The organism is Hymenobacter edaphi (genome assembly GCF_003258365.1).
Lineage (GTDB): Bacteria > Bacteroidota > Bacteroidia > Cytophagales > Hymenobacteraceae > Solirubrum > Solirubrum edaphi.
The window spans coordinates 146619-169422 of record NZ_QHKM01000009.1; the positions used below are offsets into that span (position 1 = coordinate 146619).

The following is a 22804-nucleotide window of genomic DNA, read 5'->3' on the forward strand; positions in this document are numbered from 1 at the left end:
ATAGTCGCAGCCCGACATTGCGCTCGGCGTTGGTTGTAGCGGGCAGGGTGAAAGGGCGCTTCCACCAGCGGGCAGGCCGGGGTTGGTATGCAGATGCCGCAAACGTTTCCGTAGATAAAGCCGCCGCCCTGCGGCGCTATTGCCCGGGTGCGGGGGCATATTTGACTATCTGCTTTGGAGCCCGCAGCGCTTTTGGCCGGGCTGCCTCCCTGTTTCTGCTACTTGGCCGCCGTCGGTACGCGCTGCGCACCGCTGGCGGGGCTGTGCGCACTCCAGTCGTCAGCAGCACTTCGCTTCCGCTCCAACCAACCCAACCACTTCCCACCCAATGAGGAAACTCCTACCGCTTCTCGCGCTGGGCTGCCTGGCCGCTACGTCGGCCGCGCAGGCGCAGCGCATTTCACCCTACCTGGCCGGCCAGAACGCGTGGATGGCCCAGAGCTACGGCGGCCGCGTGTACAACGGGCAGCTCGACCAGCTCTGGCCCCTGGTCCGAAAATCGAAAGTGCGGATGGTGCGCATCGGCGGCAACGGCGTGGAGTTCAACATGCCCTCGCCGGCCGAGTACCTGCGCCTGATTGACTCCATCCGCCACATCGGGGCCGAGCCCATGGTGCAGGTGTGCGAAGGCCGGGGCCGCTACACCGCCCAGCAGGCCGCCGCCGTGGTCGACTACGTGAACAACCAGATGCACCGGGGCGTCAAGTACTGGATTATCGGCAACGAGCCCAACCTGGCCGGCTCGCACACCACCGTGAGCGTGGCGGGCGTGGAGGCCTACATCAAGGGCTGGGCCACGGCCATGAAGCAGGCCGACCCGAGCATTCTGACGGTGGGCCCCGAAACCTCGTTTTACGACACCAACTACCTGCGCCCGCTTATCGGCGGGGCCAACGACGTGACGGGCAAGGATGCCCACGGCCGCTACTACCTCGACGTGGTGACCTTCCACTCCTACCCCTTCAGCGGCACCCAGACGCGCGCCCAGGTGCTGAACGCGGCCAACACCCTGGCCGGCAACGTGAACGGGCTGCTCACGATGATGGACGCGGCCAACGCCCTGCACCAGCGCACCGGCGCCGAGGCCCTGAAGTGGGCCGTAACGGAATTCAACATCGACTACAAAAACCCGGTGGCCAACGGCGTGGACGGGCTGGGCGTGCACGGCTTCCTGAACGGGCAATACTGGGCCGAGGTGTTCGGCGTGGGCATGCAGAAGGGCGCCCTCTCGATGCAGCCGTGGTCGATTCACGAAAGCAACGGCGCCCGCACCGAGGGCGACCTGGGCTACCTCGACGGCTCGGGCCCGAACGTGAAGCCCCGCTCGGCCTACTACCACGAAATGCTGGTGGCCGAGAACCTGTACGGCAGCTACCTGGCCGCCACCGACAACCAGAGCGAGGTAGCGGTGCTGGGCAGCCAGCACGGCGACACCACGGCCGTAATGGTGCTGAATAAGAGCAATACCACCGATTTCGACTTCACGGTGCAGCTGTCGGGCGCGGCGGTGCCGGGCGCGGCCCCGCTGAAAATCAACGTACCGGCCGGCCTCGGCGCCAGCTATTCGGATAAGATTTACGGGCAGTCGACGCTGGTGCTGCTGTTCGACGCGCAGGGCCAGCTGACGCGCAAAATCGTGTACTCCTTGCAGCACGCGGCCGGCAACCTGGCGCCGACCTACCTGCGCCCCGGCCAGCAGGTGACGCTGGCTTCGTTTTCGGCCGACAAAACCTTTGCCTGCGTGGCGCCCGAAACGGTGAGCTACGCGGCCACGGTGCTGGGCACGTACGCGGCGCTGAATTGGAATTTCGGGGCCGACGCCACGCCGGCTACGGCCTCGGGCCCCGGCCCCTTCGCCGTGCGCTACGCCAGCACGGGCGCCAAGACGGTGACGATGACGCTGCAGAACGCCGATACGGCCATCGTGGTGCGCAAACCGGACTACGTGCAGGTCAGCGCCTGCGTGCGCACGCCCTACGCCGGTACGGCCGTGGCGGTGCCGGGCAGCATCAAGGCCGTGGAATTCGACAACGGCGGGCAGAACGTGGCCTACTACGACTCGGACCCGACCAACCGCGGCGCCGCGCTGAACCCCAACGCGCCCCGGCCCACCGAGGCGGTGGATACGGAGCTGGGCGACGGGGGCACCGGCAACATCGGCTATTCGGCCGGGGGTGAGTGGCTGAAGTACACCGTGAACGTGCAGCGCACCGGCCTCTACAAGCTCACGGTGCGGGTGGCGGCCAGCGCGGCCGGCGGCTCCCTGCGCCTTTCGGCCGACGGCATCGACAAAACCGGCGTCATTCCGGTGCCCCCCACGGGCGGCTTCGGGGTCTACCAGGATTTGGTTATCAACAACGTGTACCTGGAGGCCAACGCGGCCACGACGCTGAAGATTGACCTGGTTACGCCTTCGTTCAACTTCTCCAGGCTCACCTTCGAGGAGCAGGCCCCGGCCGGCATCGTGGTGAACCGCCTCTACAACGCCACGTCGACGCCCGACGGCATGGCGGACGCGGTGGAGCTGCTCGTCACCAAGGACCACCAGGATTTGCGCGGGCTCATCGTGAAGGACTTCGAAACGAACCTGACCGCCGACGCGGGCGGCAAGTACCAGCTCAAGGATCAGGCGCTGTGGCAGGACGTGCGCATCGGCACCACCATCGTGCTGCGGCGGCTGGCCTCGGGCATCAGCGGCTACGCCGAGGACCTGGACCCGACCGACTACAAGCTGGATCTGCTCATGGAAAACGCCACCTACCTGACCAACCTGGCGCCCAATAACAGCTTCAACCTGACCAATACCGACATGGTGCTGCTGAAAACCGGCGCGGCCGCCGGTACGGCCGGGGCGGTCCACGCCTTTGCCACGGGCAGCTCGAATACCACCTTTTTCAACGCGGTGACTGCGCCCAAGCTCGTGTCGGCCGCCATTACCAACACCGGCGCCTTTCAGTACCCGCTCAGCGCCACGCAGTCGGTGGCCGACTACGACGGGGTGAAGGCCCAGGCCTCCACCGACGCCAACCGCAACTGGGGCGGCGGCTACGGGGCCAGTAACATTGCCTACATCCAGACGCTGCGCAACGCGGCCTTCGCGCCCCCGGCCATTGTGGTGAACCGCGTGTACAACGGCTCGAACGACGCCAACGGCCAGACCGACGCGGTGGAGCTGCTGGTGACGCAGGACCACTTCGACGCCCGCAATCTGGTGGTAAAGGACTTTGAAGCCAACAACACCACCGACAACGGCGGCAAGTTCCGCTTCAACAACACCGGCTTCTGGCAGGATCTGCGCCAGGGCACCACCATCGTGCTGCGCCGCCTGGCCGGCCCCGTGGGCTACCAGCAGGACCTGGACGCCTCGGATTTTACGCTGGATCTGCTGCTGGAAAACGGCGCGTACCTGACCAACCTGGCTACCGGCAACTCGTTCAACATCACCCAATACGACATGGTGCTGCTCAAAACCGGTACGGCCGCCGGGGTGAGCGGGGCCATTCACGCCTTGGCCACCAAGGGCGGCGGCGCCAGCGGCGTGCCCTCGGCGCTGTTCAACTCGGTGGTGGCGCCCAAGCTGACCTCGCCCGACGGCACCGACGCGGGCGGCGGCACCTTCCACTACCCGCTCAACCCCGACCAGCAGCTGACCGACTACGCCGGGGCGAAGGGCGCGCTGTCGAAGAGCACGGCCTTCAACTGGGGCTACGGCTTCGGGGTCAATAACAGTGCCTACATCCAAAGCCTGCGCGACGCCGTGCTGCCCGCGCCCACGGCCCTGACGGCCACTGCCACCGGCAACCGCGTGACGCTGAGCTGGACCGACAACGCCACCGACGAAACCGGCTACGAGGTGCAGCGTTCCGCCGACGGGCTGCGCTACCTCACCCTGACCAGCGTGGGCACCGACGCCGGCAGCTACGTGGACAGCTGCCGCAGCTACGCCACCCGCTACTACTACCGCGTACGCACCACCGGCCAGGATTTGACCTCCGGCTTCACTGCGGCCGTCAGCGCCCAGACCGACGCCCGCCCGGCCATCGTGCTGGCCGAGCTGCGCGGGGAATGCAGCGTGACGGCCCCGGCCCCGACCACCGCGGATATCTGCGGCGGGCTGGTCACGGCCACCGCCGCCGACCCGACCAGCTACGACACGCAGGGCAGCCACAGCATCCGGTGGAGCTTCGCCTTCAGTGACGGCAGCACGGCCACGGCCACCCAGCCGGTGCGGGTGCAGGATCAGACCGCGCCCACCGTGCGCCTGCGCAACCTCACCGTGCCGCTTGATGCCAGCGGCCAGGCCAGCATCACGGCCGCCGACGTGAACGATGGCAGCTCCGACGCCTGCGGCGTGCAGTCGATGACGCTGAGCCAGACCGCGTTTGACTGCGCCCACGTCGGGCCGAACACGGTGACGCTGACCGTGACGGACGCCAACGGCAACGCTGCCACGGCCGCCGCGGTGGTGACCGTGGAAGACCGCACAGCCCCGACCGTCTTGACCCGCAACCTCACGGTGACGCTGCGCGGCGGCACGGCCCGCATCACGGCCGCCGACGTGGACAACGGCTCGGCCGATGCCTGCGGTATTTACGCGCTGACGCTGGACCGCCGCAGCTTCGACTGCAGCAACCTGGGCCCGAACGTGGTGACGCTCACGGCCACCGACGCGCACGGCAACGCGGCGTCGGCCCCGGCCACGGTGACGGTTATCGGTGCCGTGCCCACGCCGGCCATTGCCCGGAGCCGCGCCGATAACACTTTCACCGGTCTGCCTGCCACGACCCTGGCCCTGGGCTACGGCGCCCAGAGCCTCACGCTCACGGCCTCGAACCCGACCTCGGCCGCCGGGGCTACGAGCTACGCCTGGAGCCCGGCGGCCAGCCTGAGCAGTCCGACAGCTGCCAGTACGGTCTTCGCACCCACGGCCGCCGGCAGCTACACGTTCACCGTCACGGCTACCAACGAGTTTGGCTGCGCGGCTACGGCTTCGGTGACCGTGGAGGTCATCGACGTGCGCTGCGGCCCCAAGAACGACAAGGTACTGGTCTGCCACAACGGCAACCCGCTCTGCCTTTCGGCAAATGCCGTAGCCGCCCACCTCAGCCAGCACGGCGACCAGCTGGGCGGCTGCGCCACGGCGGCCCGGGGCACGGCGGCCAGCCAGTCGGCCCCGGCCGCTGCCGTACCGGCCAGCAGCTTCGACGCCTTCCCGAACCCCTTCACGGCCGGCACCACGCTGCGCTTCCGCCCGGCCGCCGCGGGCGCCACGCAGCTGCGCGTGTACAACACCCTGGGGCAGCTGGTGGCCACGCTCTACGACGCCCCGGCCGAGGCCGGCCGCACCTACGAAGTGACGCTCGATGGCGGCCCGCTGAAGGCCGGTGTGTACACCTGCCGCCTGCTCAACGGCGGCCAGGTGGAAACCCGGCGCGTGGTGCTGGTGAAGTAAGTACCGGGGCGCCTGGTCAGACACCTAACCACCACGGCGGAGCAGTAGGCACCAACCTACGCTCCGCATGAAGCAGCCCAAGAAACGCTGGGCCGGGAAAGCCCAACACAAGCGCCCATTCTGCACAAACCACTGGCATCGTCCCGCTGACGCTGGCCGATTTCACCGCGACGCGGAAAGCCGCCACCGCAACCTGCTCTGTACCGCATCCGGCAGGGCGAAGACCAAGGCCACGTGGTCTTTCCTTACTACCCATCACCACTCTATTATCTGGTGGTAATCCCCAAAGCTCCGGCCTCAAGCCGGGGCTTTTTTTTGTGGCGGCCGTTGGCTTTTGCTGACCTTTGCCTTTCGCATGGATATTCAGCCCTTACTCGACCACTTCAATCAGCTCAGCGCAGAGGAGCAAACCAAGGAAGTGTACGCCCATTTCGGCCTGGCCGTGTACTTCGGGCAGGCCCTGGAGCAGCAGCTCGCCAACATGCTCATCTTCGACCAGCTGTTCCAGGTGAAGCCCGAAACGCCGGCCGCGTATACGGCTATTTTCGAGGAGCACGCCGCGGCCGGCCAGCCCGCCGACATCCTGGCCGTGGCCGCCCAGCTGGCCTACCAGCTCAGCGACGAGGACCGCGACGAGCTGCAGCGCCTGCTCGTGTCGCGCCGCTTTCTGACGGATTCCTACTTCAAGGTGCACGCCCAGCGCCTGCTGCAGCCCGAGCTGAAAAGCCAGATTGTGGCCGATTTCGTGGGCTTTCAGAACCGCTGCCGCCAGCTGCACGCCCGGCTGCAGCACTACCAGCAGCAGTACGTGCAGCGCACCGGGGTGGCCCCCGAGCTGATGCAGCAAACCTGGGCCACCGTGGTGCGCGACGCCCGCCGCGCGCTGGGCGGCGCAGACTGACGCCCGGGCTTCTTCGGCTCCGGCTGGCCGCGCCTTTTCCCTCTTGCTTTACCGTTTCTTTTCACCTCGCATGGTGTTTTCTTCGCGTACCGGCCTGGCTTTGGCCGTATGGGCCCTGGCCGCCTGCCACCGGCAGCCGGCGCTGCAAAGCCGCTTCGTTCCCGCCGCCGTCGTCACCGACGGGCAGGCCACCGAATGGGACAACGAGCTGCAGACCGATGAGCCCAGCCGGCTGCAGTACCAGGTAGCCAACGACGCGCGCACGGTGTACCTGCGCCTGAAAACCGGCGACGCGGCCACCCAGCGCCGCCTGATTTTTCAGGGCCTCACCGTGTGGCTCGATACCACCGGCCGCCAGCAGCAGCAGTTTGGGGTGCATTTCCCGCTGGGCGGCAGCATGGGCGCGGCCGTGCGCCGGCACGTCGAAGCCCCCGGCGCGGCGCCGGGCACCCCGGCCGACTATCAGGCCCGGCTGGCCCAGGCCCTGGCCGGCATGCACGAAATGCAGCTGCTCAAGTTCAAGGGCAACCCGGAGCCCACCATGGCCGAAAACCACACCCAGCTGGGCCTGCACGCCGCGGCGGCCTTCGACGCGGGCGGCAACCTGATCTACGAGCTGGCCGTGCCCCTGCGCCTGCTCTACAAGCGCGGCTCGTCCTTCGCCCCCGACCGCCAGCCCGTGGTGGGCTTCACCTTGGTGGGCGGGCAGCGGCCGGCCAGCCCCGGCGGCAGCCCGGCCGCTGCCGGCGGCGCGGGCCAGCGCGACGGCCGCCGGGGCGGCAACCGGGACGGCGCGTCGTCGGGGCGGCCGCTCAGGCTGAACATCAGCGCGCAGCTCGCCGCGCCGTCGGCCCCGCGCTAACGCCGCGGCCCCGACTACCTGCGGGGCAACCGGGGCCGGCGTGCTCCGGGGGGCGGGGCCCGGCTTTAGCGGAAGATGCCCGACTGGGTGTTGGTGCGCACCTGCTGGCCGTTGACCACGAGGGGCCGGTAGCCGATGATGAGGTCGGTACGGGTGCCGGGCGGGCGGTAGTAGACGAGGATGTCGTACTGGTTTTCGGTGAGCTGGTAGCTGCCCTCGAAGTAGCCCGCGTCGGGTGCGGCGCCGCCGGCTTGGCCCACCACGTAGTAATAGTTGTAGTAGCCCTGCTTGAGCAGGGCGCGGCCGGTGTAGAGCTGCTGCTCGGCGTTGTAGCTGAGCTTGAAGTCGGGCAGCAGCTTCCAGTCGGTGAGGGCGCCGAAGACGTAGACCGGGCCGGGCGCGGGGCTTTCGGCCCGCAGCTGGAAGGTGGTCCACACGTAGTCGGCGTTGGTGGCGCCGTTGCCGTACTCGCGGTTTTCGAACACGCGCTGGCCGTCGGCGTCCTCATACTGAGTGTAGCTGCGGCCGCCGCGGGTGGTTTCGGGCAGCAGGCGCACCTCGCGGGGCGAGGCCTGCATGTCGAGGCGCTCCACGCCCACGCCGTTGGTGCGCAGGGAGCGGATGTCGGCGAAGCGGAACTCGTTGAGGGCCGGGAAGGCGTTTTCGAAGTTGAAGTACTGGTAGTCGAGCCGCTGCTCGGCGTCGCGCACGAAGGTGGGGCGCAGGTTGTAGTGGGCGTTGTCCCAGCGGAAGTTCTGGCGCAGCACCACCCGCGTTTCCACCGCCGGATTCACCAGCGGGTAGGCCCCGTAGCGGATGGCAAAATCAATCTGCTGCATGGTGTAGCGGGCCGAGCCGCCGGGCGCCAGGCCTAGCTGAGCCTGCACCTCCACCAGATTCTGATACACCAGCAGGCGCCGCGAAATAAGCGGCTGGCGGGTGTTGGCGTCCTGCACCACCAGCAGGAAGTTGCCCGATATCTTCGGACCGGGCACCGGCAGGCGGTAGTGGTAGTAGGGCACCTGCGTGCCCACCGAGGTGCGGTAATTGGTGAGGTTGAACTCGTTGATTTCGTTGAGAAACTGCAGGTCCGTGAGCACCGAGGGCGACCAGTCGGCGTTGCAGTGCACGAGGCGGGCGGTGAGGCGGCGGCTTTGGTCGCCGAGCAGGTCGAACTCCAGCAGGATGCCGCCGGCCTGCTCCAGCGGCACCACCGGCGCCGTGAAAACCTCCGTGGCCTGCCCCGTGCTCACGTAGCACTGCACGCTCTGAATGTCGGGGTCGTAGGTGGCGTCCTCGAAGCGCAGCTGCTGGTTGGCGCGCGGGGCCTGCACCGGGCTGGCCTGGCCCACGCGGCCGGCGTTGGGGTCGGTGATGGGCGTGCCCAGCGGCACGCAGGCCGGGGCGGCCAGGATAAGCAAGGATAGAAGTCGGCGGAGCATAAGCGAAGGTAAGACGGTTGGCCGCATACGGAACGAAAGCGCCCGGTAGCGCGAACTTTCAGCTCGCGCATGGTGGAGCAACGAGCAACCGGGGCACATGACCAGCCAGGTGTCGGCAACGATACGCGAACGGAAAGGTCGCGCTACGGCCGACGTAACGCAGCCTTCACAGCGTAACGCTGGCGTCATCAATTCTTCACGCGCGGCTAACGCCGTCGTCATTTCCAGAAAACAGCCCAATCCGAGCTTGCGGCGCCATTCAACAAGGCTTTTCTGTTCCCGCAGCTTGGTATGAAACACACAGCTACTCCCCTCTTCCTACTGGCCCTGGGCCTACTCTGGGCCGCCCCGGCGCTGGCCCAGACCACCACCGCGCTGCTGCCCGCCGGCAGCGCCTGGAAGTACCTCGACAACGGTACGGACCAGGGCACGGCCTGGCAGGCCGCCGGCTTCAACGACGCCGCCTGGGCCTCGGGCAACGCCGAGCTGGGCTACGGCGACGGCAACGAAGCCACCGTGGTGTCGTTCGGCCCAAGCTCCAGCAGCAAGTACATCACCACCTACTTCCGCCGGCAGTTCACGGTGAGCAGCCTCGCGGGCTTCAGCGGCGTGAAGCTGCGCCTGAAGCGCGACGATGGCGCGGTCATTTACATCAACGGCGCGGAGGTGCACCGCTCCAACATGCCCACCGGCGCCATTGCCTACAACACCTTCGCTTCGGCCACCGTCGACGGCTCGAACGAAAGCGCCTTCTTCGAGGCCGTGCTGCCGAAATCAGTGCTGCTCCAAGGGCAGAACACCATTGCCGTCGAAATTCACCAGGACCGGCTGAGCAGCTCCGACATCAGCTTCGACCTGGAGCTGCTGCCCGACAACCCGGTGACGCCCGCTACCTGCGCCACCCTGCCGGCCAATCACCTGAGCAACTTCGTGTCGGTGATGCCGACCACGCAGCAGCAGGGCATCAGCATTCCGAGCACGCACACCTTTCAGCTGCTGATGCAGAGCGGGCAGCCCTACACCAACGCCACCGACGGCAACACCAAGGAAAGCAACGACTTCACCGGCTACGTGCCCATAGCCAGCAGCAGCACCAACGGGTATTTGTCGGTCAACCACGAGGGCTCCTCGGCCGCGGCTTCGGGCGTGAGCATGCTGAGTTTGAACTACAGCACCACCAGCAAGCTGTGGAACGTGACGGCCAAGCACCCGGTGAATTTCGCGCCGGTGGTGGGCACCTACAACAACTGCTCGGGCGGCATCACGCCCTGGAACACGGTGGTGACCTGCGAGGAAAACTCGCCCACCGCCCCCACCGACAGCAACAACGACGGCTACCTCGACTACGGCTGGAACGTGGAAATCGACCCGGCCACCCACGCCGTGCGCGACCTGAACAACGACGGCACGCCCGACAAGCTCTGGAAGCTGGGCCGCTTCAAGCACGAAAACGTGGTGGTGGCCGCCGACCGCCGCACCGTGTACGAGGGCGCCGACGAGGGCAGCCTGAGCTTCGTCTACAAGTTTGTGGCCGCCACCGCCGGCAACCTGGGCGCGGGCACGCTCTACGTGCTCAAGCTCGACGGCGCGCTGGGCTCCTCGACGACCGGCACCTGGATTCCGGTGCCCAACGCCACGCCCACCGAGTGCAGCAATACCACCGCGCTGGCCCAGGCCCTGGGCGCCACCAACTTCAGCGGGGTGGAAGACGTGGAAATCGGCCCGCACGACGGCAAAATCTACTTCACCTCGAAGTCGAACAGCCGGGTGTACCGCTTCCTCGACGCGGCCACGGGCAGCACCATCAGCGCCTTTGAGGAGTTTATCGGCGGGCAGAACTACCCCATCAACTACGGCACCGGCACGGCCTCCGAAGCCTGGAGCAGCGGCAACGACAACCTGACCTTCGACTCCTACGGCAACCTCTACGTGCTGCAGGACGGCGGCCGCAACCACATCTGGCTGGTGAAGCCCTGCCACACCCAGGCCAACCCCGCGGTGGAGCTGTTCATGGTGACGCCGGCCGGCTCGGAGCCCACCGGCATGACCCTCTCGCCCGACGAGCGGTTTATGTTCGTCTCCATCCAGGCCCCCGACAACACCAACACCCTGGCCCTGACCGACGCCGCCGGTCAGCCGGTGGTGTTCAACAAGTCGACCACGCTGGTCATTGCCCGCAAATCGGAGCTGGGCCTGCCGACCTCGGCCGCTGCCAAGGCCGATAAGACCGTTCAACTGGCCCTGTACCCCAACCCGGCCAGCCAGCAGCTGACCGTGGAGCTGAGCCACGAACGGGCCGAAACCGCCCAGTTGCGCGTGCTCAACAACCTCGGCCAGGTGCTCTGGCAGCAGGAAGCCGCGCTGAGCAAGGGTGCCAACCGCCTGCAGGTGCCCGTCAGCCAGCTGCCCGCCGGCCCCTACCAATTGCTGGTGCGCACTGCCACCACCGCCACCACCCGCGCCTTTATCAAGCAGTAGTGAGGCTTCGCGTCGTTACCCTATCCGTAGTGCTCCTGATTGCCCGGCAGTTGCTGCCGGGCAATCAGTGCATAGGGCAGGCCGTGGCTGCTGCGGGCCCAACCAGCCCCGCCACATCCGCCCCTGCCGCGGCGGCCGCGCCCTGCGGCCAGCCCACGGCCTTCAGCATGGCCGAGGCCCTGCGCTGCCCGGCCGGCACCCGCGAGCTGTACCTGCGCCTGCAGGATCTGGAGCAGCTGCCCGCGGGCCTGCCCCGGCTGCCGGCCCTGCGCCGCCTGCACGTGGAGACAAACCGCCTGCGCCACCTGCCCGCCGAAGTGACGCGGCTCGACAGCCTGCGCGAGCTGTTTGCCCACGAAAACCGCCTGCTCGACCTGCCCGCCGACCTCGGCCGCCTGCGCTGCCTGCGCCAGCTGCAGCTCGACAAAAACGAGCTGGCCGAGCTGCCGCCCACTCTGGGCCGGCTCGACAGTCTGCGCTTCCTGGTGGTGGCCTGGAACCGCTTCACCTCCCTGCCCGCGCAGCTGGGCCAGCTCGACCAGCTGGAGTACTTCGACGCCAGCCACAACCAGCTGCTGTACCTGCCGCCCACGTTCAACGGCCTGAAGCGCCTGCGCTACGCCGTGCTCAGCGACAACCAGCTGCAGCAGCTGCCCGCCGGCTTCGGTGACCTGCCGCGCCTGCAGGAGCTTAACCTGGCCGGCAACCAGCTCACCGAGCTGCCCGCCAGCCTTGGCCGCTGCCGGGCGCTCAAGTCCCTGGTGCTGACCGGCAACCAGCTCCGCACGCTGCCCCGCAGCATCGGCCGGCTGCGCAACCTGGAAGTGCTGGTACTCAGCGACAATCAGCTGACCGCGCTGCCGCGCTCCATCGGCCGGCTGCGCAAGCTCACCACGCTCATCGTGCGCAATAATAGCCTCACGCCCGCGGCCCGGCAGCAGCTCACGGCCGCGCTGCCCCGCACCACCATCTATTTCGATTAGCCTTTTACCCCGCTTCCGTTCGGGAGCCGGCACGGGCCGCGGTCTGAGCAGACGCCGGTTCGCGCCGGCTTCCGCCAGGTTCGCCCCCCTGCCGATGCGCTTCGTCCCGACCACCCTGCGCCCCCTGCTGCTCGTGCTGGCCGCGGCACTGTTTTCCTTCACGGTGCTGCAGCCCACGCCCGCCGAGCGCACCAAAGCCTACTACCATCAGCACCTGCAGGCCCTGCACGCCGCGCTGACGCAGCTGCGCGCCGCCGTGTACGAAGCCGAGCTGCCCGTCCTGCAAAGCCGCTACGCCGCCTGCCGCCGCGAGTACAAGCCGCTGGAGTTTGCCGTGGAGTACTACTACCCCTTCGTGGCCCAGCGCCTGAACGGGGCCGCCCTGCCCGAATCGGAGCCGAGCGAGCCGGAGGAGCCACTATTGCCCACCGGCTTCCAGGTGCTCGAAGAATACGTGTACGGCGCCGGAGCCGACCGCGCCACCCGCGACCTGATGCGCCAGCAGGCCGACAACCTGCTGTTCCAGGTGCGCTACCTGCAGCAGCGCGAGCCAAGCCTCACCTTTACCGACGCCGAGGTATTCGACGCGCTGCGCCTGAACCTCTACCGCCTGGCCGCCAAAGGCCTTTCCGGGTTCGACTCGCCCGCCGCTCAGCAGGCCGTGCCCGAAGCCGCCGTCACGCTCGACGCCACCGCCGACGTCACTGCGCTATTTGATGCGCCGCCGGCCCTGGCCCGGGAGTTGCGGCGCGGCGCGGCTTACCTGCGCCGGCCCGGCGTGAGCTTCACCGCGTTTGACCGCGCCGCCTTCCTGACGCGCCACTACAACCCCATTCTGGCCGAATTGCACCGCGGGCAGCAACAGCGCGGCATAGGCTTCGTGGCGGCCCGACGCGCCGTGCGGCCCGCGGCCGTCAGCTTCCTAGCCGCCGATGCCTTCGACGCCACCTTCTTCGCCCCGGCCGATGCGCTGCCGTCCACGCCGCAGGTGCTGGCCCTGGGCCGGGCCTTGTTCGCCGAGCCGGCTTTGTCGGGTGCCGCGGGGCGCTCCTGCGCCAGCTGCCACCGCCCCGACCAGGCCTACGCCGACGGGTTGCGCGTCAACCGCTCCCTGCAGCCCGGCGCCGACCTGGCCCGCAACACGCCCTCCCTGCTGGGCGCGGCCCTGCAGCCCGAGCAGTTCTACGACGGCCGGGTGCGCTTCCTCGAAGACCAGGTGCACGCCGTCATTACCAACCCGGCCGAAATGGGCGGCCGCCTCGACGCCGTATCGGCCGCGCTGCGCCGCCAGAAGCCCTACGCCCGCCTGTTTGCCCAGGCCTTCCCAGCCGAAGCCACGCCGCTGACCGAGCCCAACATCCGCCGGGCCCTGGCCGCCTACGTCCGCTCCCTGACGGGCCTGAACACCCGCGTCGACCAGTTTTTGCGCGGCGACACGGCGGTGCTTTCGGCCCAGGAAGTGCGGGGCTTCAACCTGTTCATGGGCCAGGCCCAGTGCGGCACCTGCCACTACCTGCCCCTGTTCAGCGGCGTGGTGCCCCCGCTCTACGACAAGGTGGAAAGCGAAGTGCTGGGCGTGCCCGCCACCGCCGACACGCTGCACCCGGCGTTGGATACCGACCCCGGCCGCTACCGCCTGCACCGCATTCCGCACCAGCAATTCGCCTTCAAAACGCCCACCGTGCGCAACGCCGCCCGCACCGCGCCCTACATGCACAACGGCGCGTTTCAGACCCTGGAGGAAGTGGTAGATTTCTACAACCGCGGCGGTGGGCAGGGCCTGGGCTTAGCGGTGCCCACGCAGACGCTGGCCCCAGACCGGCTGGGCCTGAGCAAAGCGGAAAAGCAGGCGCTGCTGGCGTTTTTGCAGGCGCTGAACGACTGATGAGCGCCCGGAACGGTGGCTAACGCCGGCGGCCGGCCTTGCGGCAGTGGCTCGGCAGCGCCTTGCGTTTAGCACCCGTGCCCGCCGGGCTCAGCGGCGCAGCGCCGCCGTCAGGCAACGTTGCGCCTGATGCCACAGCCCGCTATGCACGGCCCGTTCCCGCAGCAGGGTATCGTAGCAGCCGTGGAGCAGGTGCGCCTGCTGTTCGTCCGTCAGCTCCGGCGCAGCTTGGGCCTGCACCCATTGCGCCAGCAGGTCCGCCGCGTCGACGGTGCGGCCTTCGTGTAGGGCGTCTTGCACGAGCCCGGCGGGCGGGTGCTGTTTTAGTAATGCGTCGGCAGTAAGCATGCGTGTTGGGTTGGTTGTGGAAAAGAGGCAGGCCGGTGCACCGTAGCGGGCAACTGGCCTAGAGCAGTACGCCAAAGGTGCGCACCGGCTGGCCCGCGCAAAAGTCGGAACAGCCTGGTTTTGTGACCCGGGTTTTCGCCCAGCTCTTTCTCAAGTAAATCGTTCTAAGCAAGCTAGCCACGAATCTGGCGCTTCAGCACTTTCGTTTCTACCCTCCCTTTGTGACATTCAATGAGCGAGATTAACCAATGGACTGGCACGCCGCGGACGCGTCCGCCGACAACAGCGCAGCCTGCAAAACGAGCAACGCCCGGACGGTTTCGTCCGGGCGTTGCTCGTTTTGCAGGCTGCGGGCGGCACCGCTGCCACGGCCAGCTGGCGTTACAGCTTGCCTTCCAGCGTTTCCACCTTCTCGGCCAGTTCGCTCCACTGGTCGTTCACCTTGGCCAGCTCCTTTTTCACCTGCTCAAACTTCACCGTCACGTCCTTGAGTTGGGCGGCGTTGTTGTAGATGTTCGCGTCGCCGAGCTGCTTTTCGTAGGCGGCCAGCTCCTGCTCCAGCTTGGCCACGCGGGCTTCCACTTCCTGCAGCTGCTTGCTGGCCTGCTTCAGTTCGCGCTGGGTGGTTTCGCGCTCCTGCTGGCTTAGCTCCTTTTTCACCTCCACCGGCTTGGGCTTCGGGGCAGCCGGGGCGGTCAGGCCGAGCTTCTTGGCTTCCTTGGCGCGGTCTTCCTGCCACTGCTCGTACTCGTGGTAGGTGCCGGGGTACTCCTTCAGCTGGAAGTCCTCGATGTACCAGATTTTGGTGGCCACGTTTTCCACGAAGTACCGGTCGTGGCTGATGACCAGGAACGTGCCCTCGAACTGCTCCAGCGCCTGAATCAGGATGTTCACCGACTGCATGTCCAAGTGGTTGGTCGGTTCGTCGAGCAGCAGGAAGTTGGCCTCCGAAATCAGCGTCTTGGCCAGGGCCACGCGGCTTTTCTCGCCCCCGCTGAGCACCTTGATTTTCTTGAACACCGAGTCGCCGGTGAACAGAAACGAGCCCAGCACCGTGCGCAGCTCCATTTCCGTCCGCTTCGAGCCGGCCTGCACCATCTCCTGCAGCACCTCGTTGTCCACGTTCAACGACTCCAACTGGTGCTGGGCGTAGAAGGCCATAATCACGTTGTGGCCCAGCTGGTGGGTGCCCGAGGTGGGTGCCTCCGAGCCCGACACCATCCGCATCAGGGTGGATTTACCCTTGCCGTTGGCCCCGATCAAGGCAATCTTGTCGCCCCGCTCAATGTGCACGTTGGTGTCGCGGAAGATGATTTTGTCGCCGTACTTCTTGGTGACGTGCTCCATGCGCAGGATGTGGCGGCCGGGCTGCACCGAGAAGCGGAACGAGAAGTTCACCTTGGCCGCCTCGGGCGCCACCGAGTCGATGCGGTCCATCTTGTCGAGCATCTTCTGCCGGCTCTGGGCCTGCTTGGCCTTCGAGGCTTTGGCCTTGAACCGCTCGATAAACCGCTCGGCCTGCCGGATGGCGGCCTGCTGGTTCTCGAACGCGCCCTGGTGAATCTCGTCGCGCAGCACTTTTTCCTCCATGTAGAAGGAGTAGTTGCCGGCGTAGGGCACCAGCTTGCCGCCGGTCACCTCCACCGTCATGTTGGTGGTCTGGTCCAGGAATTCCCGGTCGTGGCTCACGATAATCACCGCGCCTTCGTAGCCGGCCAGGTAGTTCTCAATCCACTTGATCGAGGGCAGGTCCAGGTGGTTGGTCGGTTCGTCGAGCAGCAGCAGGGAGGGCTCCTGCAACAGGATTTTGGCCAGCATCACGCGCATGCGCCAGCCGCCCGAAAACAGCTTCAGCGGCCGTTGCAGCTCCTCGGTGGTGAAGCCCAGGCCTTCGAGGATTTCCTCGGTGCGGGCCTGCATGGTGTAGCCGCCCAGGGCCTCAAACCGCTCCTGCAGGGTGGCCAGCTTGTCGACCAGGTCGTCGGTGTAGTTCTGCTCGAACTCCAGCAGCACCTCGTCGATTTTCTTCTGCAGGTCCAGCGCCTCGGCAAAGGCCTGCATGGCCACGATAAGGATGGGCTCGTGCGAGTCGTAGCTGAGCAAATCCTGGTTGAGGAAGCCCAGCGTGACGTCCTTGCTCATCGAGATGGAGCCGCCGTCGGGCTTGTACTCGCCCACCAGCAGGCGCAGCAGGGTGGATTTGCCCTGGCCGTTCAGCCCGATGAGGCCAATCTTATCCTTGGGCTTGATGTGCAGCGAGGCGCCGTCGTAGAGCGTACGGGCACCGAAGTGAAAGTCGAGGTCGGAGATGGAAATCATGCAGTATACCTTGCAGCGCAGGAAGGGCAAAGGTACGGCGTTTGGGCGGAGGGTCCTTGCACCACGAGATAACGCTTTGTGTGCCCCATAAAAATCGGCCAGCATGAGTATGATTGAAACTATTACCAAACTCATCCACCAAGAGCTGCTCTACCCTGAATGGGAGATGACCAAGCAATTGCTGGCCGTAATGAATGTGGAGCTTGACAACGGCTTGCCCAAAATAGAAGCGGTTGTTGTCAACAAGGAAGCAGGCTCAGCCATCGGCTACGTGCCCGTTACAGAAGGCTTCTACATCGGCGTCCACTTGGTCATTAAGGAGGGCGCAGTAGAAATTAATGCCATTGACAGTGAGCCAAGCATCCACTTGAGCTATTCGCCCATTTCGGAGGATCTGTCCGTAGAGGATTTGTTGTGCCTGACCTCCCTCCAGCCCCAGCAAGTCCAGCACGCCGACGGCGCTACCGGCAGCGGCTACAACAGCCTGTGGTTCGAATCGTCTGCCCGGCCCGGCCGCATCGAAGAGAAACTGGATGAGTTTCTCGCCTACCTTGAGCAGGATGTAGCGGGCATCCACCGGCTCATTGCCCACACTGGCAAAGCGGACATCTGGGTGAGTATCGGCTTCCACATAGCCAATAGAAACTTCACCCAGCTCTTTCTACCCCAGGAGTTGATAGCGCGCCTGCATCAGTTAGGACTGGCGCTTACGTTCGACCTCCGTATGCTGGGCCGGGAAATAACCAGCAACTATTAAACAGCTGCCCCATAATGACCGAACTCCACGCTTGGCTCACCCTGCGCTACAGCGACTACGACGCCGAAGACGCCCCGCAACTCCATCTATAATGCCAACATCTACTACATGCAACGCTTCATTATCCTATCGTTTGTAGCCTTGTCCCTCACCAGCTGCCATGACCAGGCGCCCCCTGATTCAAAAGCCACTTCAGCTCCACTGACTACCGCTTCGCCCAAAGCTCCTGCGTCCGACACGGCCGCCGTCAACCAGACCGTACGGGCCTTCTTTGCGTGGTACGGACAGGCTATTGCCGCTGACCAGACCACTGAGTTTCAGCCCCGCTTCGTAGCCGACGCCCAGGGCCGGATGACGCTGGATATGAGTCGTTATTTCGCCAACCTGCGGCGGCTGCACTTCTCCGAGGCATTGTTGCAGCAGGAAGCCAAATCTTATCAGCCCTGCATCGACAACCTGCTCCGCATCCCGTACGCCCGGCGCGACTCGTTGCTGGACGACGTTTCCGATTATGAGGATATGGATTGCGCCTTCTTCGATTCCTACCGCTGGACGCGCACGATGGACGCCTATCAGGGCATCCGCCTCGAACGCACCAAGCTCACGAGCGACTCCGCCCGCGTGTGGGCCCGACCGTTTGAATACTACCCAGACAACGAGCCGGCCGAGCGGTACTACTTCTGGGAAGGTTACCTGAACGTGCGGCTGACCCGCCGCGCCGGCACTTGGGAAATTGATGCCATCCAAACCAAACGCCTATAACCCCCGGTCCATGTTGCGCGCCATTCTGCTTTGCACCGCCAGCCTCTGCCTGGCCTCCCACCCCGCCCCGCGGCAAAGCCCCGACCGCCTGCCCCAATCCGAGCGGCAACAGGTGCTGCAACTTCTACTGGACCTGCCCGACTTGCAACACTTCTACCACGCCGACCTGCCCGGACGGCTCCCGGTGAAGCTCCAAACGGATGCCTTCGTCACCCCCGGCCTGCCACTGCGGAAGTTCCACCAGCCCGTCCTGCTGCTGTCGGCCCGGCAGCTGCGGCAGCGCGGCAGCCGCGACTACCTGCACCTCGGGCAGCTGCGGCGGCGGCAGGACACCCTGGACTTTCGCCTGAGCTACGCCGTCGAGGGGGTGCTGGCTGAGGGCAAGCTCATCCGGTACGCGAACGGCTGGCGGGTCGGTAGGTATTCCGTGGTTGAACAATAAGACCCGGCCCGCCCACATCCTGCCAGATGCACCCCTCCCTCACCCCCGCCTTCTACGAGCAGCTCGAATGGCAGCTTTCCGCCGTCCTCAGCCGCTCCCCCGACCGCAGCCGGCGCCGCTACTGGTGCGACGGAATCCTGGACCCGGAATGGGCCGAGGACTACCAGCCCGAGTACGTGCGCCGGACGCGGCAAATCCGGCTGCGGGCCTGGATAGCCCAGGGGCCGACTAAGGGCGGTGGTTCCAGCGTGCAGGAGCTCTGGCCGCTCACGGTGAAGCTGGGTCCGCAATCTTATGAAGCGTATACGCAGGGGCAGGAACTGACACCCTACGTACCCAGCTCCGGGCACGACGATTGGCTGCTGCTGGCGCTGGAGAATCAGGCGTTGGAAGTGCAGCTACGCTAACCCTGCTCTAAACAAGCGCAGACGGCAGTCCGGCCGACCTGAACGGTCCTACTTCTCTTTACTTTATCCAACAAAAAAACTTCGGGTGGCCTCCGAAAGCTTTCGGAGGCCACCCGAAGTTTCTCGGTCGACCATTGCAAGCTTTCGGCGGTCGACCTAACTTTCTCGGATGCCCGTCGAAAGCTTTCGGAGCTACCTCGAAGTTTCTCGGTCGACCATCGAAAGCTTGCGGAGGCCATCCGAAGTTTCTTGGTCGACCTCCGAAAGCTTTCGAAGCCACACCGAAGTTTCTCGGATGGCCTCCAAAAGTTTGTGGGAGCCCGCCGCTTTTACATCCCCGCGTGCCCCAGCATCGGGAAGCGCTGCTGGTGCCAGTACGGGTAAATCGGCGTGGTGGCGCTGACGGCATCCAGCCGGGCCACCTGCTCGGCAGAGAGGTTCCAGCCGGCGGCCCCGAGGTTCTGGCGCAGCTGCTCCTCGTTGCGGGCCCCGATGACCAGGTTCACCACCGTGGGGCGCTGCAGCAGCCAGTTCAGGGCCACCTGGGGCACGGTTTTCTCCGTTTCCCGGGCTATTTCATCCAGCACGTCCACGATGGCGAACAGCCGCTCGTCGGGCACCTGCGGGCCCTGGCCACCGCCCTGGGCCAGGCGGCTGCTTTCCGGAATCGGCTGGCCCCGGCGAATCTTGCCGCTCAGCAGCCCCGCCGACAACGGGCTCCACACAATGGTGCCCACGCCCTCTTCCAGGCCCAGTGGCAGCAGCTCCCACTCAAACTCCCGGTGCGCCAGCGAGTAATAGGCCTGGTGTCCCACGTAGCGCGCCCAGCCCCGCCGCTCCGAGATGGAGAGGCTTTTCATCAGGTGCCAGCCCGAGAAGTTGGAGCAGGCGATGTAGCGCACCTTGCCGCTCTGCACCAGCGTGTCGAGGGTGCGCAGGGTCTCGTCGATGGGCGTGTGCGCGTCGAAGCCGTGCATGTGGTAAATGTCGATGTAGTCGGTGCCGAGGCGGCGCAGCGAGTCGTCGCAGGCCCGCAGCAAATGCTGGCGCGAGGAGCCGTAGTCGTTCGGGCCCGTGCCGGTGGGGAAGGTGGCCTTGGTGGAAATCAGCACCTCCGGGCGCCGGCCTGCCAGGGCTTTGCCCAGGATGGTTTCGGCCTGCCCGTCGGAGTAGCCGTTGGCCGTGTCGAAGAGGTTCACGCCCGCCTCCAGGCAGATGTCGATGAGGTGGCGCGCTTCGTCGACCTGGGTGCTGCCCCAGGCCTTGAAAAACTCGTTGCTGCCCCCGAAGGTGGCGGTGCCGAAGCTCAAAACCGGAATGCGCAGGCCCGAAGCGCCTAGCTGGCGGTATTCCATGGCAGATATCGAAAAAGTAGCGGCGGAGCCCGGCTCCGCGGAGAATGGGACGGTGCCCGCCCGGGCACCCTGGCTGCTACAACCGCGCCTCGCCCCGGAAGTTCGGCCCGTCGCCGGCACCGGCTCCTGCCCGGCGGCAATTCGTTACGCCGAACGTCGTGCCGGGCCGCTGCCTTGGCAGCCGGCCTTGAACCGTCGACCGGCCGTAGAGATGCAGCCTTGCGTCTCGGGGCTGCCCGCCTCGCATCGACCAGCCGGAACCACACAGCCGGAAGCAACCCGGCATCAGCAACGATTGAGACGCGAGGTTGTGCCTCTACACCGTTCTGCCGCTTGCCTGCTGACGCGACCAGAACCTTCAGCAGGCCGCCGTTTTAGCGCTGCTGCCGCCCCGCGTCTTGCCAAAAAACTTAGCCAGCCGTACTTTAGCTAAAAATTTAGCTAAAGCTGTCATGGCAACACCCCGCAAGGCCCCGCGCTACACCGCCGCTGAGCAGCAAGTCGAAGCGCCGGCAGCCGCCCTCCCCGCCGCCCCTGTCGAAGCCCCCGCCGACACCACCGAGGCCGCCCTCTGCCCCTGCTGCGGCGAGCTGCTGGCCTGGCACGAGCAGCCCTGCCCCCTGCCCGGGGCGGCCGCCGAGGCTGCCCCCGCGGCCGGCACCGTGATTATGCGCGCCGCCGCCGTCACCTACGCCTACGACCTGGGCCAGCCGGTGCAGCCTGAAACCCAGAACCGGGCCTACGCCGTCATCTGGCGCGGGCAGCTCAAGGAGCGCCACCCCGACACCGGCTGGATTCACCGCGTGAACGTGTACCGGCTGAACGACGGGTACTGGGACTGCTACCGCGAGGAGGAGTTGCAGGTGGCGTAACGTCGCCAATTGCCTTACCTTGGGCGGCCCCTCAACCACTGCCCGATGAACCGCTTACGCCTCGCCGCCGCCGCGCCCCTGCTGCTGCTTGCCGGCTGCGCCACCGTGCCCCCGGTAGCCCGCCTCGATGGCCTGCGCATCCGGCAAGTCGACCTGACCCGCCGCATCCAGCAGATTGTCGACTCGGCGCACGTCACCGGGCTGGCCGTGACGGTGTTCAACCGCAACCGGCCGGTGTACCAGCATGCCTTCGGGGTGAAAAGCACGGCCACCGGGGCGCCGCTGCAGCTTGATACCGAGTTTTACGGCGCCTCGCTCAGCAAGGCCGTGTTTGCGGTGCTGGTGCTCAAGCTGGTGGAAGAGGGCCAGCTGACCCTGGATGAGCCCCTGCAGAACTACCTGCCCCGGCCCATCTACGAGTACAAGCCCCAAACGCGCTGGCACGACGACTACTCCAGCCTGCGCCAGGATTCGCTGTACCGCCGCATCACGGCCCGCATGTGCCTGAGCCACACCACCGGCCTGGCCAACTGGCGCTGGGACGAGCCCGACGAGAAGCTGCACGTGCGCCGCCCGCCCGGGGCCCGCTACGGCTACTCCGGCGAGGGCCTGGTGTACCTGCAGGTGGTGCTGGAGCGCAAGCTCGGCCGCCCGCTGGAGCAGCTCATGCAGGAAAAAATCTTCGGGCCGCTGGGCATGACCACCTCCAGCTACCAGTGGCAGCCGCGCTTCGAGGCTGATTATGCCCTGGGCCACGACGCCACGGGCAAGCCGCTGGAAAAGGACAAGGACAACGAGCCCCGCAGCGCCAGCACCCTCGAAACCACGCCCGCCGACTACACCCGCTTTCTGACGGCCGTGCTCCAGCGCCGGATTCTCAAGCCCGAGTCCTGGCAGGAGCTGTTTCGCCCGCAGATCAGCCTGCACTCGGTGCAGCAGATGGGCCCGCTGGCCCGCCGCGACACCACCCGCTACGACCACCTGCGGCTGGCCTACGGCCTGGGCTGGGGCCTGCTGCACTCGCCCTACGGCGTGGGCGCGTTCAAGGAAGGCCACGGCGACGGGTTTCAGCACTACTCCATCGTGTTTCCGGAGCGCGGCATCGGGGTGCTGCTGATGAGCAACAGCGACAACGCCGAAAGCGCCTTCCAGAGCCTGCTGCGCGTCACCATTGCCGATACCTTCACCCCCGTCGACTGGCAGAACTACGTGCCCTACTACCGCGCCCGGGCCGCCCGCTAGGCGGCGTGGTCAGTAGCGACGAGCGGTTATGAAAACGTCTGGAACGTCCTGCCTCATCTGGCGTCCGCGCAGCTGAACCGAAAGAAGGCGTAGCCAAGCTCCGCATGACGTGCTATTGGTTTTTCACCACGTCGGTACCGCGGTGTCTCGACGAGCCGTTCTGCTATGCTTAGCTCTGCCCGTAGTAAGAGCCGGCGCCGTGCTTGCGTTCGTAGTGCTTGCGGATGAGCGCGTCCTTGAGGCGGGGCACGCCGGGGCGCAGGGTGCAGCTGAGGTAGGCCATGCGGGCAATTTCCT

At 66.3% G+C, this 22804-nt stretch carries 16 protein-coding genes and 1 pseudogene; 12 read left to right on the top strand and 5 right to left on the bottom strand.

Annotated features, from left to right (window positions below):
- Positions 1–328 precede the first annotated feature (328 nt).
- The 3 genes from DLM85_RS21340 to DLM85_RS21350 all read left to right on the top strand — a co-directional run bounded on the left by DLM85_RS21340 (position 329) and on the right by DLM85_RS21350 (position 7215).
- Positions 329–5452, top strand: coding sequence for a carbohydrate-binding protein (locus DLM85_RS21340; RefSeq protein WP_111480209.1), 5124 nt, complete (start codon positions 329–331; stop codon positions 5450–5452).
- Positions 5453–5807: 355 nt separating this feature from the next.
- Positions 5808–6353 (top strand): hypothetical protein, encoded by a 546-nt coding sequence (locus DLM85_RS21345; RefSeq protein WP_133257189.1) that lies wholly within the window; start codon positions 5808–5810, stop codon positions 6351–6353.
- A 70-nt stretch (positions 6354–6423) separates the two neighbouring features.
- Entirely contained in the window at positions 6424–7215 is a 792-nt protein-coding gene (locus DLM85_RS21350; RefSeq protein ID WP_111480211.1) for a hypothetical protein, read from the top strand.
- A gap of 65 nt (positions 7216–7280) precedes the next feature.
- On the opposite strand, the gene DLM85_RS21355 is transcribed toward DLM85_RS21350, so the two are convergent.
- Positions 7281–8657, bottom strand: a complete 1377-nt coding sequence (locus DLM85_RS21355; protein WP_165822240.1) for a type IX secretion system plug protein — start codon at positions 8655–8657, stop codon at positions 7281–7283.
- A 291-nt stretch (positions 8658–8948) separates the two neighbouring features.
- Between DLM85_RS21355 and DLM85_RS21360 the strand changes: the two genes are divergently transcribed.
- The 3 genes from DLM85_RS21360 (at position 8949) to DLM85_RS21370 (ending at position 14003) form a co-directional block, all read left to right on the top strand.
- The gene (locus DLM85_RS21360) at positions 8949–11135 is read left to right on the top strand and encodes an alkaline phosphatase PhoX (RefSeq protein WP_111480213.1); all 2187 of its coding nucleotides are present in this window, start codon (positions 8949–8951) and stop codon (positions 11133–11135) included.
- A gap of 29 nt (positions 11136–11164) precedes the next feature.
- Positions 11165–12118, top strand: a complete 954-nt coding sequence (locus DLM85_RS21365; protein WP_111480214.1) for a leucine-rich repeat domain-containing protein — start codon at positions 11165–11167, stop codon at positions 12116–12118.
- Between the two features lie 94 nt (positions 12119–12212).
- Positions 12213–14003 carry a cytochrome-c peroxidase gene (locus DLM85_RS21370; RefSeq protein ID WP_111480215.1) on the top strand — a complete coding sequence of 597 codons (1791 nt, stop codon included), beginning with the start codon at positions 12213–12215 and terminating at the stop codon, positions 14001–14003.
- A gap of 90 nt (positions 14004–14093) precedes the next feature.
- On the opposite strand, the gene DLM85_RS21375 is transcribed toward DLM85_RS21370, so the two are convergent.
- The gene (locus DLM85_RS21375; RefSeq protein WP_111480216.1) at positions 14094–14351 is read right to left on the bottom strand and encodes a hypothetical protein; all 258 of its coding nucleotides are present in this window, start codon (positions 14349–14351) and stop codon (positions 14094–14096) included.
- Between the two features lie 381 nt (positions 14352–14732).
- A complete protein-coding gene (locus tag DLM85_RS21380) occupies positions 14733–16670 on the bottom strand; it encodes an ABC-F family ATP-binding cassette domain-containing protein (protein WP_111480217.1) in 1938 nt (645 codons plus the stop codon).
- Between the two features lie 109 nt (positions 16671–16779).
- Here DLM85_RS21380 and DLM85_RS21385 point away from each other — a divergent pair, with 109 nt between their 5' ends.
- The 4 genes from DLM85_RS21385 (at position 16780) to DLM85_RS21400 (ending at position 19038) form a co-directional block, all read left to right on the top strand.
- Positions 16780–17427, top strand: coding sequence for a DUF4279 domain-containing protein (locus DLM85_RS21385; protein WP_165822241.1), 648 nt, complete (start codon positions 16780–16782; stop codon positions 17425–17427).
- A gap of 108 nt (positions 17428–17535) precedes the next feature.
- The gene (locus DLM85_RS25170; protein ID WP_133257190.1) at positions 17536–18189 is read left to right on the top strand and encodes a hypothetical protein; all 654 of its coding nucleotides are present in this window, start codon (positions 17536–17538) and stop codon (positions 18187–18189) included.
- 10 nt (positions 18190–18199) lie between these two features.
- Positions 18200–18631, top strand: a complete 432-nt coding sequence (locus DLM85_RS21395; RefSeq protein ID WP_111480220.1) for a hypothetical protein — start codon at positions 18200–18202, stop codon at positions 18629–18631.
- Between the two features lie 26 nt (positions 18632–18657).
- Positions 18658–19038: a hypothetical protein gene (locus DLM85_RS21400; protein WP_111480221.1), complete on the top strand. Its 381-nt coding sequence runs from the start codon at positions 18658–18660 to the stop codon at positions 19036–19038.
- A gap of 329 nt (positions 19039–19367) precedes the next feature.
- Here the strand turns inward: DLM85_RS21400 and DLM85_RS21405 are convergent, their stop codons facing one another.
- Complete coding sequence (locus tag DLM85_RS21405) at positions 19368–20393, bottom strand: aldo/keto reductase (RefSeq protein WP_111480222.1); 1026 nt, start codon at positions 20391–20393, stop codon at positions 19368–19370.
- A 452-nt stretch (positions 20394–20845) separates the two neighbouring features.
- Between DLM85_RS21405 and DLM85_RS21410 the strand changes: the two genes are divergently transcribed.
- Both DLM85_RS21410 and DLM85_RS21415 read left to right on the top strand, forming a co-directional pair.
- Positions 20846–21265 (top strand): hypothetical protein, encoded by a 420-nt coding sequence (locus tag DLM85_RS21410; protein ID WP_111480223.1) that lies wholly within the window; start codon positions 20846–20848, stop codon positions 21263–21265.
- Positions 21266–21310: 45 nt separating this feature from the next.
- Complete coding sequence (locus tag DLM85_RS21415; protein ID WP_111480224.1) at positions 21311–22507, top strand: serine hydrolase domain-containing protein; 1197 nt, start codon at positions 21311–21313, stop codon at positions 22505–22507.
- A 169-nt stretch (positions 22508–22676) separates the two neighbouring features.
- Here the strand turns inward: DLM85_RS21415 and araD are convergent.
- Positions 22677–22804: pseudogene (gene araD, locus DLM85_RS26110) on the bottom strand (L-ribulose-5-phosphate 4-epimerase); the annotation flags it as partial.